The sequence below is a fragment of the Bradyrhizobium lablabi genome, from assembly GCF_900141755.1.
Lineage (GTDB): Bacteria > Pseudomonadota > Alphaproteobacteria > Rhizobiales > Xanthobacteraceae > Bradyrhizobium > Bradyrhizobium lablabi_A.
In genome coordinates this window covers 2,096,009-2,108,067 of record NZ_LT670844.1, presented here as the reverse complement: position 1 = coordinate 2,108,067, position 12,059 = coordinate 2,096,009, and the positions used below count along the sequence as shown (strand labels likewise).

15 protein-coding genes are annotated in these 12,059 nt (G+C 61.1%); 14 read left to right on the top strand and 1 reads right to left on the bottom strand.

What is annotated here, in order from left to right; genetic code table 11:
- The first annotated feature begins 218 nt into the window (after positions 1 to 218).
- The 4 genes from B5526_RS09830 (at position 219) to B5526_RS09810 (ending at position 3,397) form a co-directional block, all read left to right on the top strand.
- Positions 219 to 1,154, top strand: coding sequence for a DUF2493 domain-containing protein (locus tag B5526_RS09830; protein WP_433994644.1), 936 nt, complete (start codon positions 219 to 221; stop codon positions 1,152 to 1,154).
- 205 nt (positions 1,155 to 1,359) lie between these two features.
- Positions 1,360 to 1,812 (top strand): ester cyclase, encoded by a 453-nt coding sequence (locus B5526_RS09825; protein ID WP_079538019.1) that lies wholly within the window; start codon positions 1,360 to 1,362, stop codon positions 1,810 to 1,812.
- Positions 1,813 to 2,009: 197 nt separating this feature from the next.
- Positions 2,010 to 2,540, top strand: coding sequence for a hypothetical protein (locus tag B5526_RS09820; RefSeq protein WP_079538018.1), 531 nt, complete (start codon positions 2,010 to 2,012; stop codon positions 2,538 to 2,540).
- A gap of 533 nt (positions 2,541 to 3,073) precedes the next feature.
- The gene (locus B5526_RS09810) at positions 3,074 to 3,397 is read left to right on the top strand and encodes a DUF736 domain-containing protein (RefSeq protein WP_079538017.1); all 324 of its coding nucleotides are present in this window, start codon (positions 3,074 to 3,076) and stop codon (positions 3,395 to 3,397) included.
- Positions 3,398 to 3,731: 334 nt separating this feature from the next.
- Here the strand turns inward: B5526_RS09810 and B5526_RS09805 are convergent, their stop codons facing one another.
- Entirely contained in the window at positions 3,732 to 3,959 is a 228-nt protein-coding gene (locus B5526_RS09805; RefSeq protein WP_079538016.1) for a helix-turn-helix domain-containing protein, read from the bottom strand.
- 229 nt (positions 3,960 to 4,188) lie between these two features.
- Here B5526_RS09805 and B5526_RS09800 point away from each other — a divergent pair, with 229 nt between their 5' ends.
- From B5526_RS09800 to B5526_RS09755, 10 genes are all read left to right on the top strand, one after another.
- The gene (locus B5526_RS09800) at positions 4,189 to 4,476 is read left to right on the top strand and encodes a DNA -binding domain-containing protein (protein ID WP_079538015.1); all 288 of its coding nucleotides are present in this window, start codon (positions 4,189 to 4,191) and stop codon (positions 4,474 to 4,476) included.
- 73 nt (positions 4,477 to 4,549) lie between these two features.
- Positions 4,550 to 4,813 (top strand): transcriptional regulator domain-containing protein, encoded by a 264-nt coding sequence (locus B5526_RS38925; protein WP_349642771.1) that lies wholly within the window; start codon positions 4,550 to 4,552, stop codon positions 4,811 to 4,813.
- Entirely contained in the window at positions 4,770 to 5,393 is a 624-nt protein-coding gene (locus B5526_RS09790) for a DUF2285 domain-containing protein (RefSeq protein WP_079538014.1), read from the top strand. The genes B5526_RS38925 and B5526_RS09790 overlap by 44 nt, the downstream gene beginning before the upstream one ends.
- A gap of 132 nt (positions 5,394 to 5,525) precedes the next feature.
- Positions 5,526 to 5,810, top strand: a complete 285-nt coding sequence (locus B5526_RS09785; RefSeq protein WP_079538013.1) for a helix-turn-helix transcriptional regulator — start codon at positions 5,526 to 5,528, stop codon at positions 5,808 to 5,810.
- A 22-nt stretch (positions 5,811 to 5,832) separates the two neighbouring features.
- On the top strand, positions 5,833 to 6,714 hold the full coding sequence (locus tag B5526_RS09780) for a replication initiator protein A (RefSeq protein ID WP_079538012.1): 882 nt from the start codon (positions 5,833 to 5,835) through the stop codon (positions 6,712 to 6,714).
- Positions 6,715 to 7,027: 313 nt separating this feature from the next.
- Positions 7,028 to 7,492 (top strand): DUF2840 domain-containing protein, encoded by a 465-nt coding sequence (locus tag B5526_RS09775; protein ID WP_079538011.1) that lies wholly within the window; start codon positions 7,028 to 7,030, stop codon positions 7,490 to 7,492.
- The gene (locus B5526_RS09770) at positions 7,489 to 7,998 is read left to right on the top strand and encodes a S26 family signal peptidase (protein ID WP_079538010.1); all 510 of its coding nucleotides are present in this window, start codon (positions 7,489 to 7,491) and stop codon (positions 7,996 to 7,998) included. The genes B5526_RS09775 and B5526_RS09770 overlap by 4 nt, the downstream gene beginning before the upstream one ends.
- A gap of 5 nt (positions 7,999 to 8,003) precedes the next feature.
- On the top strand, positions 8,004 to 8,903 hold the full coding sequence (locus tag B5526_RS09765) for a lytic transglycosylase domain-containing protein (protein WP_079544850.1): 900 nt from the start codon (positions 8,004 to 8,006) through the stop codon (positions 8,901 to 8,903).
- Between the two features lie 247 nt (positions 8,904 to 9,150).
- Positions 9,151 to 10,905: a relaxase/mobilization nuclease domain-containing protein gene (locus tag B5526_RS09760; protein WP_079538009.1), complete on the top strand. Its 1,755-nt coding sequence runs from the start codon at positions 9,151 to 9,153 to the stop codon at positions 10,903 to 10,905.
- A 188-nt stretch (positions 10,906 to 11,093) separates the two neighbouring features.
- Complete coding sequence (locus tag B5526_RS09755; protein ID WP_244562250.1) at positions 11,094 to 12,002, top strand: alpha/beta fold hydrolase; 909 nt, start codon at positions 11,094 to 11,096, stop codon at positions 12,000 to 12,002.
- Positions 12,003 to 12,059 lie beyond the last annotated feature (57 nt).

The window sequence follows — 12,059 nt, the reverse complement described above, 5'->3', positions numbered from 1 at the left end:
CAAGCGGTCCGGCCACGCAATGGCGTCCGCCGACTATTTTCCGTCGCGCCCTAAAGGGCGCTTTACATCGCGAAGCAAAATAGCCGGCTCCCGCCATCCTCCGCTTTGCTTCGGCCGCTTCGCTGCGCTCCGCGGTGCAGGTCCGGCCCGCCCGCCGCCTTTCGTCGCCATGAAGGCCGCGATGAGCGCGACCGATCCGACCAAGGAAAGCCACCATGATGATCGAGCGCAACGAGACCGACCACGAGCCGCCGCACGCCACATCTCCGACCGACCACATCCTCACCGAACTCCAGCTCCACGGCTATCGCCCCTTCCAGGACGAACCCGACCCGAGACCGCTTCCCGAAGCCCGTATCATGGCGGCCGCCGTCGCCGACATCTTCGACGCACTCATCGCGAGCTTGAGCGAAACCCGCCTCGAACCCGACCTCGAGGATCTCTTGTGGTCGACCGTCAATCTCTTCCACCGCGCCAACGAGCGCGTCGAACGTGAGCTCGACGACAACGAACAAGCGCAAAAGCGCAGCCAGCGCGACCAGGATGGCTCCGAAATCCGCTCGGTCGAATTGGAACGCCTCACAGCCGAGGGCATGACACTGATCGAGCGACGCAACAGCATGGAATATTTCCGCGACCAGGCAGCCGAACACTTCGCCCGCCACAGCGGATCGCACTGGCATCCGCGCAGCGGCTCGATGGTGAACCACCGCGCCCTGACCTCGGCTGTCATCGACAGTCGCGACTTCCTTGCCGCCAAGCGCCGAGCCGAGACCGACGTGCTATTGCCTGCGGGACCGAAGATCGTCTTCACCGGCGGCCTCGACTTCAACGATCATCGCCTGATCTGGGACAAGCTCGATCAGGTCCATACCAAACATCCGGACATGGTGCTGCTGCACGGCGGTTCGCCGAAGGGCGCCGAGCGTATCGCCGCCCGCTGGGCCGATCACCGCAAGGTTCCGCAGATCGCCTTCAAACCCGACTGGACCAAACACGCCAGGGCAGCACCCTTCAAGCGCAACGATCAGATGCTCGATGTGCTGCCGATTGGCGTCCTGGTCTTCCCCGGCACCGGCATCCAGGAGAACATGGCCGACAAGGCGCGGAAGCTCGGCATTCCCGTCTGGAAATTCGGCAATGGTGGCGCGTAAGCGCCACCCCTCCCACCTCGCATATTATGTACGCATTAGACTCGCTTGCGCAGCTGTAACGGTTGCCCTCTCGTAAAGGCTGCGCTTGCCGCCTTGCGAAGAGAACGGAAATCGGGTGGCAGACCGTACGTCTCTGCTCCAGAGTCCATCGCATCGATCGACCCGGTCGTCAGCTGAGACGACGAAGCAAAACAGGAGATAGAGCATGTCAAGAGAAGATGAAAACAAGGCCATCGTCGGCCGCTGGTTCACCAAGTTCTGGGGTGAGACGTGCGATCTCGGAATCGTCGACGAACTCGCCGCGCCGGATATGCTCCTTCAGTACTCACTGCACGAGCCACGTCGGGGACGGGAAGACATCAAGGCTTTCATGACCGATTTCCGTAAGGCCTTTCCCGATCTCAATTTCTGGGGCGCCGCCGATCTCATCGCGGAGGGCGACTATGTGGTCGGCCGCTGGGAAGGTGGTGGGACCCACACCGGCCCCGCGTTCGGCGATTTCCTGGCCGGCTCCTTGCCCGCGAACACCGGTCGGAAAATGCGATTTACCGGTACGACTGTTCTAAAGCTGAAAGACGGCAAGATCACCGAGGAAATCGGACTCGACGACGGCGTCACCGCGCTGCAGCAGCTTGGGCTGATCAAGCTTGCCGCTTAGCTAACGACAATCGAAATGCCGGCCTTCCTGATTGCCGTCTCGAAGGCCGGCAACGGCGACACGTCAGCGCCACCGTTCAATGTCGGTCTCCCTCGCAAAGCGACCGGGCTGCTCTCCTGTATTGCTTGTTCATGCCTGAAACTTGACCGTAAGGGATTCCAAACACGGGCGGGATCGGTTATTCTTGGGATCGCGCCGTGGTGGTGGTGGAAGGCGCGACCCTTGCAACCTTTGTCACGGGGACCATCACCATGCTCATCATAGGTGTTCTTCTTAATATCGTCGGTCTCGGCATCTTCTGCTGGGCACTATTCGCGCTTGCGACCCACGCATTGCCGTTCTTCGTCGGCATGACCGTGGGGATCTATTCATATCAAGCCGGAGCAGGTCCGTTCGGTGCCATCGTTGTTGGCTTCGTTATGGCCGGTTTCACACTCGTGCTCGGACAGTACGCCTTCTCCGTCGCGCGCTCGCCCATTGTCCGCCTTCTCATTCGGCTGCTGTTCGCGGTTCCGGCGGCTCGCGCCGGGTATGATGTGACCCTTACCCTTGCACACTACGGTATTCCACAGGAATGGTGGCGGGAATCGTTCGCCATGCTTGGCGCCATCGGCGTCGGGTGCACCGCCTGGGCACGCGTGTCGATCTTGACCCAGCCCGCTCTCAGACCGGGCGTTGCATTCAGCCCAGCCCAGCCGCCGATTGGGGCAACGACCAAGGTCAGGTGACTCTACGGGTTTATCGTCTCTCGGTTGGGATCAGCGCCGATATCGGTTCGTCCAACATGACCGCGACATCGCGGTCCTCTCCCACACTTCGACTGAGCGGGGGGATCTCGTCAGCAGGCTATGGTCCGGTGGCTCGGCGCGTTCTCGTTGGTCCGGTCTGCTTGCCGACACATGGCCACCTTTCTGCACGCCAGGCTTTCTTTTCCTTCGTCTGGAATGTAGGGCCTCTTGTGTGGGCCGATCGCTAGCTGGCACGTCTCCAAAATGCTGTTCAGCGCACGCAAGCACCTGGCCTCTCATTGGCTTGATCTGGCCGAAGGCCGGCTACGCCTCGATCGCCTGAACCGCAACGGCGGCGGTGAGACTTTCTTCCCCTGGGCTTTGCCCATTCCTCGCGAGACAAGAAAGTCTCACCGCCGCCATCCTCCGCTGCGCTTCGGCCCGAACGGGTGCGGCGTCGATCGCCTTCGGCTTTCAGATCGCCATCGAGGCCGCGGTGGTCGCGGAGCTCGAAAACAGCAAGGAGAAGTGACATGGCTAACATCGGCTCATTCAAGAAAACCGGCCAGGAATTCCAGGGCGAGATCGTCACCCTGAGCCTCCAGACCAAGGGCGTCCGCATCGTCCCCGAGACTGACCGGACCAACGACAACGCTCCGAGCCACCGGGTCTACGTCGGTCGCGCCGAGATCGGGGCCGCCTGGCCGAAGCGCTCCACCGAGGGTCGCGATTATCTCTCGGTCAAGCTGGACGATCCGAGCTTCAACGCTCCGATCTACGCCAACCTCTTCGACGACGAAGACGCCGAGACCTACACCCTGATCTGGTCCCGCAGCCGCAAGCCCAACGGCGACTGAGCAAACCCGGAGTTCAACGCCCCGCTCATCGAGCGGGGCGCTTTGCCGGCGCGGTTTTGATTGTGCCGCCGCCCCACCGCAGACCCGAAACCAAAAATGTCGGCCCCTAGGTTGCTGCCGGCGTTGTCGGTGGTAGATTATCGCTGTCACCATCGGATAGATGTGACCGGCGACTGCCCCGCGGGACATGCCGAGGCCGGGAATCGCCACAACAAAAGAATCAAGTTTTCGGAAGGCTTATGTCTCACTAGGCTTGCTACGGCGACTTGATGAAGATAGCCGCCGGAGGAAATCGGTGCCCTTGAGGTGAGACCCCGTACGCCGGGATTGCGACCTACGATCTGGTCGCCCGTCCAAACCGCTTGAGTAAGTCTCCCGGTTCGGTTCCCAGCGCTTCCGCAATCTGCCCAAGCACGGTGACGCTTGCCGATACATCGCCGCGCTCGATCGCGCCGACGTAGCGGGCGCTTAGGCCCGCGCGCTCGGCCAGCTCTTCTTGCGTCATTTGCAGATCGTGGCGTTTCCGACGCAGGTTCACTGCCATGATCTCCTTAAGATCCATGGCGACATCGGAACCTGAATAGGAACGATCGTTCTAGGAACGATCGTTCCTATTCGTCTCAAGGCGTGCTATTCATCAACGGCCAATCTCATCGAACGGGGACCGCCGATGATTGTCACAGGCTGCTCTTGGATCGGATTTTTCGAGATACGATCACTACAAAGATCGGCCGGACTGGATTGCGGCCAAACTATGGCGTAGAGTCTGGTAGCACTCCAGATTGGATCTTATGCAGAAACCGCCTTTAAATCCCGACGTTGCCGAGATAGCGCCGACGGACCCCGTTCTCACGGTGTACGACGAGGAGCACATTATAACCTATCTGCGAATGCTCGATGCGGACGCGGAGGGAGCGGACTGGCGTGAGGTGGCGCAACTGGTATTGCACATTGATCCGGACCTTGAGCTCGACCGTGCAAGGCGTGCATTCGATACTCATCTGACCCGCGCAAAATGGATGACGGAGCATGGATATCGTCACCTTTTGCGAGGCGGGGCATCAAATCCGAATCTTTAACTCCAATTTCCGCGTGCCATAGAAAAAGTTGCTCCCTTGATATCAGAACTCGATCTGCTGCATCACGCGATGCATGATCGGGGACTTCCCACAACCGTTGCCCCTCAGAATTATCCCGCCGCAATCTCGCAATGCGATGGGGACGCAAATGTCTACGTTTGATTGGAGATCACAGGACGCCTACGACCGCGCCCAAGAGGCCGAAATCACCGGATTTGCGTGGGAATGTCTGCGCCGTAATCCCGGTTTCCAACACGATCGTCAGAGTGCCTCACCAGCCAGTCTCACCGTAAGTGCTGAATTTCGCCACCGTTGGGGGTTGGTTTTTCGCAGCTGATCCCGATCAATCTTGTCTTGAACAGACGATCTTCTGGGCGCCGGAGGTCCTGCCGACGGTCGTGCCAGTGCGGCCTGCCTTGCAGGTGAGTTCGCATTCGCACGTCAGCCTGGATCTCAGCGACTTGAACAAAGGTCAACTGAGGCAAGGGCCTGACGGTTGGCACGCCGTGTTGTATTTGCACGGTGCCGAGCACCGCGTTTGGTTGAAAGAAGCGTCAGTCGTTGCCGTCACCTATGCTGTCGAACTTCCGTTCGACCGCGACTTTGAATTCCGCGCCGATGCAGGCAGGCGATTGTGGCGAGCCCTTAATGGCAGGCCTCCGGGGGCGCCGCTACACGCGCTTTCCGCGCATCGCCGGCGACGACTGGCGCTCGCCCTGCGCGCGCTCGACGCGCGCATGGACGGCGGCACTTATCGCGAAATTGCAGAAGTCCTGTTCGATGCCAGCCGCATTTCCGAACGCGACTGGCGAACCCACGATTTGCGCAATCGGACCATTCGCCTGGTTCAGAGCGGTTTCGCTTTGATGCGCGGCGGCTACCGAGCGTTGCTGCGCCCGCCATCTCGTAAGAAGTAAGCGATTTTTCGGGGGTATCGAAAACACGCCCCCTCATCTTCGGCATCCCCCTTCGAGGCTCTGCTCCGCCACTGTGACCGTCGACGCGCCGCCGACCTCGCCGGCGCTCCAGAAGATCATGGAGCCCCTCAGATGACCGATCCGAATGCCGCATTGCCGCAGCGATACCTGCGCACGCCCGAAGCTGCGCGATTCCTCAGCCTCTCCGGCCGCACACTCGAAAAGCACAGGACTTACGGGACCGGTCCCGCTTATCGAAAGCTCGGTGGGCGCGTCGTCTACGCGCTCGAGGATCTGAAGGCGTGGGCCGACCGAGGCGCCAAGACCTCGACCTCCGATCCCGGCGCCGGGACCGTGTTGCCTGCTAAGCGGCATGCCGCCGTTCCGCGGCCCTACGCCGGCCAAGTGCGCCGCTAATCGCCACGGGAGCACAGTGTCGATGCGGCGCAGACAGACCTCAGAACGCGAGCAGCTTGATCTGTTTCGTGCGCTTCCCGGCGATCTCGCACCGCGCGACGCGCAGGATCTCATGGCCTATCCCTTCTTCTCGCTTGCCAAATCCAAGCGCACTGTTCCGATCGACTTCCGTGCCGGCAAGATCACCATTCGCGTCGAAGCTGTGCCGGAGCACGGCATGGCGACCATCTGGGATGCGGACGTCCTGATCTGGGCTGCTTCGCAGATTGTCGAAGCTCGCGACGCCGGTCTGAAAACATCGCGTCTAATGGCGGCAACGCCGTACGAAATCCTTACCTTTGTCGGCCGCGGCACCGGCTTGCGCGATTACGACCGCTTGAAAGCCGCGCTCGATCGGCTGCAATCAACGACTGTAATGACGTCGATTCGACAGCCCACGGAACGTCGACGGCACCGCTTCTCCTGGATCAATGAATGGAAGGAGACAGCGGACACGCACGGACACCCGCGCGGACTCGAATTGATCCTGCCGGACTGGTTTTACGCCGGCGTGCTGCAGGAAGCGCTCGTCCTCACCATCGACCGGGCGTATTTCGACCTGACCGGCGGCCTGGAGCGCTGGCTCTATCGGCTCGTACGTAAGCACGGCGGTCGCCAAGACGGAGGCTGGAGCTTTGACCTCATCCATCTCCACGCCAAATCCGGCAGCCTCTCGCCGCTAAAGCACTTCGCTTACGATCTGCGGGAGATCGTCCGGCGCCAGACACTGCCCGGTTATCGGCTCGTCATCGAGCACGGCCTGCGCGGCGCTGAGCTTCTCAACTTCACACCCATTCCTGTCGATCCGCTGACGGCTGCTCTGCGCCGTCGCGGCCTCGCAACCGCATCGGTGGACAAGCTGTGAATCATCTCGTGCTATCGGGGACCGTAACTCACGTGCTATCGGGGACCCGATCCTCGTGCTATCGGGGACCAAAATCCGCTGAAAAGTCTAGGTATTCAACGCCTTGCCACACCCGTAACTTCTCTAACCTGGAATCCTTCGGATTCTTTCTAACGGGCCGCCCGTTCTCGACCGCTGGGGATAGCCAGCGATTGGTTGCACGGAATGCCACGACCGGCGCGCTCCTCGACAGGAGCGCTGGCGGTAAGGCCACCCTGGTAACGCGCCTTGCGCGTTTTTCGGCTCGGCAATTCTCCTGCGAAGGAGCAACTGCATGAGCAACCTCACGCATGTCGAACTTCTGTGGCTCGAAAAGCGTATCGAGAACTGGATTCGATTCGGCCGTCATGCCGAGGAACAGATTCTCGATAAGCGGCGGCGCATCCTTTCTTTTTCACCCGGCAGCATATTCGCGTTCGTGCGCTGGACCTCCAACGACTTCGGCACCGTCATCTCGCGCATCGATATTGTGCGGGCCGTTCCTTCCGGCCAGCGCTGCGCGACCGTGCCCTATGTGCGGCCGGGCGGCGATATCCTGTTGCGGCTAGCCGGTTGGCCCAAGGTCGAGCGAGTGTTGCAAATTGTCGACTCCGTTGAAGCGCTCGGCGTCGATCCGGCCGACGCAGCACCCGACTATTGGCACCACGTCCACAACCGTCTGTCCGTCAATGAACAGCCGCGATCGTACACACGTTCGCGCCATCAAGCTTGGCTTCATCGACGGAGGATCGCGCCATGAAGCGTCGGTTGGCGACAATTGTTATGACGTTCGGAGCTGTTGCCCTTGTCATGTCGACGATGGGAGAGGCAACGCCAGCCTACATTTGGAACGCCTCGAAGAGCGTTCCGGTCGGTCTCTACCAGCTGAAGCCCGCTGGCAGGCTTGCCGTCACCGAACTCGTGGCCGTCCGACCGCCCGAGCCGCTTGCGACCTTTCTCGATCTGAACGGCTATTTGCCGATCGGCGTTCCCATGCTGAAGCGGGTGCTGGCGTTGCCTGGACAAACGGTCTGCAGGAAAGGGCTGACGATCTCGGTCGATGAGATCGACATGGGAGAAGCGCTGTCGCGCGATACCCGCGGCCGTCCCTTGCCTGTCTGGCAAGGATGTCGCGTCGTTGGCGCGGACGAGCTCTTTCTCATGAATTGGCAATCGGGAGACTCTTTGGACGGCCGCTACTTTGGGGTTGTTCCTAGTTCTTCCGTCATCGGCAAGGCGCTTCCTGTTTGGACCAGGGAGGAGTGATCGTGATGGTCCGTCCCGAAAAATCGGTCATTCCTCTGTTCGATTCAATGCAGCACCATTCCTCCGTCCCGACCAAGTTCGTGATGGCCGTCGCGCGCAGCGGCGGTCCAGGGCGGCCGCGAGGCCGGCGCGATAGCGCTTTACCCTGGACGGCCGCGAGCACGATGGCAGCCTTGCGATCTCTCGGGGCGATAGCGTGCATAGTCGCGATTTTCGCATCACCAATGCTGTTCAGCGTTGCGGCGCATGCCGAGCGAGCGTTGTCGTCCACGCATCAAGCGAACGGTCTGCCCATCGATCCCTTGGCGGGTTTTATCACCGAGGCGTCCAAACGGTTCGCTATCCCGGAACATTGGATACGCGCGGTTATGCGTGTTGAGAGTGCTGGCGACATCCGAGCGCGCTCGCGAAAAGGCGCCATGGGGCTGACCCAGATCATGCCAGAGACATGGATCGAGTTGCGCGCCCGCTATAATCTCGGCACCGATCCCTACGATCCGCACGACAATATTCTGGCCGGCGCCGCGTATCTGCGCGAGATGCACGACCGCTATGGCACTCCAGGATTCCTTGCCGCCTACAATGCAGGGCCTGGACGTTACGAGCACCATCTGGCAACTGGCCGACCGCTGCCCGACGAAACGCAGACGTGCGTGGCGACACTTGCGCCGATGATCGGGGGCAGACAGGTCGAACGTAAGGTCGCTGCTGCGGATTCGTCTAATTGGCAGCGCGCGACATTGTTTGTCGTGCGCGGCGAGAGCCGTTCGATTGATGATCGACGATCACCCGACATGCAACCAGGCCGCCCGTCGGGTGTTCGTGCAGTTGTCGATCTTTCCGCTCTCGTGCCGCAGTCGCACAACCTGTTTGTCCGTCGTGCTGACGAGGTTCGCCCGCAATGACCTGGATCGCACTTCATCGTAGTCCATCGTGGATTGTCGCGTGCTCTGATGTGAGGCTGTGGGAACGGGGAGATACGAGCCACGGATGGCAAGGGAAAAGCGCCGACCTCCGTCGTGCGCATGTGGTTGGTTGGTCTAGACATTTTGGACATCGAGACAATAGCACCTGCTGGCTCTTGCGGCACAAAGTGCAACAATTTCAACGTTCCGCGCGCCGTCGGTCTCTTTCTTACGGACGTCCAGCGCCATGAGCACGCGTGACGACGACATCCACATTCGGCCCGGTCGCATCCGCCACGGCAACCAAGGGGCTAGGCGCCCGAAGAGCTTCGTGGGGCAGGTGATGAGGGCCGCAAAGAGGGCCGGGCACATCGGTGAGAGTTTCGGCCATGGTAGGGCCGGCGCCAGCCGCTCACGTTTCGGCCGTGGCCGGCGTGCGGCGCTCTCCTTGTCGTTGCGCTCCACTTCTCGCAGGGTGGTCATGAAGGCGCGGGTCGTCCGTCATCACGGGACACGCTTCCGTTCGGCGCCGCTACCCAAGCACATCACCTATCTGAAGCGTGAAGGCGTCACGCGCGATGGCGCGGAGGCCAAGATGTTCGATGCGAACGGTGACGCCACCGACGAGAAGGCGTTTGCCGAGCGATGCGAGGATGACCGGCATCATTTCCGCTTCATCATCTCACCCGAAGACGCTGCCGAGTTGGATAGCCTGCGCACGTTCACACGAGAATTGATGAGCGACGTCGAACGCGACCTTGGCTCGAAACTCGATTGGGTGGCGGTCGACCATTGGAATACCGACAACCCGCATGTCCATGTTTTGATCCGTGGTCGTGGCGAGGATGGGAAGGATCTCGTCATCAGCCGCGACTACATCAGTCGTGGCTTCCGCGACCGTGCGTCTGAACGGGTGACCTTGGAACTGGGGCCGCGCAGCGAACACGAGATCCGATCCGCTCTGGAACGGGAAGTCGAGGCTGAACGCTGGACCAGCCTCGACCGGGCGTTGCGCAACATCGCAGACGAAGGTGCCGGGCTCGCCGATCTACGCCCTGGCGCTTCGAGTGAGGACCCTCAGCTTCGCCGCCTTTTGCTCGGCCGAGCCGCAAAACTCGAGCGCTTGGGTTTGGCCGAACAAGTTGCTCCGGCTTGCTGGACGTTGAAGTCGGGCCTCGAGCAGACGCTTCGCGATCTCGGGATCCGTGGCGACATCATCAAGACCATGCACCGGGTCATGACGGGCGCAGGTCGTGAGGCCGATATGTCGGGTTTTGCCGTGCATGGCGATGACCTTGGCGATCCCGTGCGCGGTCGGCTGGTGGCGCGCGGCCTCCATGACGAATTGAGGGGCTCCGCGTATGCGATCGTCGAAGGGGTCGACGGCAGGACGCACCATCTTCAGTTCCAGGATATTGAGTTGACCGGCGATGCTGCGCCTGGCGCGATCGTGGAGGCACGCACCTATCAGGACGCCAACGGTCGGAACAGACGCTCTCTGGCTGTTCGATCGGACCTCTCCTTGCAGCATCAGATCATGGCGCCTGGTGCGACTTGGTTGGACCGCCAGCTTCTCGCGCGCGAGCCTGTTGTGATGGGAGGCGGTTTCGGGGAGGAGGTGCGGGAGGCCATGGACCGGCGCGTCGAACATCTCGCCGGTGAAGGCCTTGCACGCCGGCAGGGACAGCGTGTCATCTTCGCGCGTGATTTGCTCAATACCCTGCGGAAGCAAGAACTGAGCGCGGCGGCCGCGAAGATAAGCGCCGAGACCGGGCTGATCTACCGCGCCTCGGCGGAAGATGAGGCTGTCGCGGGAGTTTACCGCCAGAGGATGATCTTGAGCTCCGGCCGGTTCGCGATGCTCGACGATGGTATCGGCTTCCAACTCGTGCCCTGGCGTCCGGCGCTCGAACAGCAGCTCGGTCGCCATGTTTCCGGCGTCACGTTACCGGGCGGCGGAGTCGACTGGAGTTTTGGTCGAAAGCGAGGGCTCGGACTCTGAGCTGCAACCTGCCGCTTCGTCCGTGCGTCATCCGAAAGGCCGCGGTCGTGTTCGGTCGCGCGGACCTTGATTCTCAGGGAAATCGGCTCGACGGCGGCCCAACCGCGTTCTGCAAATCCTGATGAGGTCCGGCCTATCGGTGATTCCACGCCACGCCACGCCAAGGCCCGATGCTCCGGGTGGACCGATTGTATCTCGATCGAATGTTCTGCTTCTGCGCGTGCGATGCGCAGGTTGTGGAATGGGGACGAGAAGCGATGCCATATGTCGATGCTGATGGGGCGAGGCTTTACGTCGAGGACAGCGGCCACGGCGACCCGATCATCTTCATCCATGAATTCGCTTCCGACCTCCGTGGATGGGAAGCCCAGCTTCGCCATTTCTCGCGCGGCTACCGTTGCATTGCCTATAACGCTAGGGGCTATCCGCCAAGCGATGTCCCCGAAGATGCCGTCTTGTATGGTTGGGAATGCGCGGCCGACGACATCGCCGCCCTGATGCGAGGTCTTTCGATCGAACGCGCCCATCTAGTGGGACTAAGCACGGGCGGTTATGCTGCCCTGCAATTCGGGCTGCGCTATCCCGAGAAAGTCGGCGCCATCGTTGCGGCCAGCGTGGGGTCGGGTTCTCATCCCACCCAGCGGGACGATTGGTTGCGGGAAACTTCCGTTCTTGCGCGGATCTTCATCGATCATGGGATGGCGGCCGTGGCCGAGCGGATGGCGCGGGGGCCGGCTCGCATCCAGTTGAAATACAAGGATCCGAGAAGCTGGCAAGAATTCGTCGCTCGTCTGCGCCAGCTTTCGACGCAGGGCTTGGCGCACACGATGGCGCGCTGTCAAGCCGTGCGGCCGTCATTGCACGATTTGCGCGACAAATTCGCTGAAATGACGATCCCGGTATTGCTCGCCGTGGGTGACGAGGACGCCACCTGTCTCGAAACCAACTTGATGCTCAAATCCGTGCTGCCCAATGCCGGGCTATGGATCTGCCCCAATACCGGCCATGGCATCAATCTGGAAGAGCCCACGGCGTTCATGTCCCATCTCAATCAGGAGCGGGCCGATGCTGAATTGTTTCGCCTGGATCTGAAGTGATCGCGATCATCTGCGTTTGAGCGGAATTTTCACATGAAGCCCAGAATTGGTGTCTAT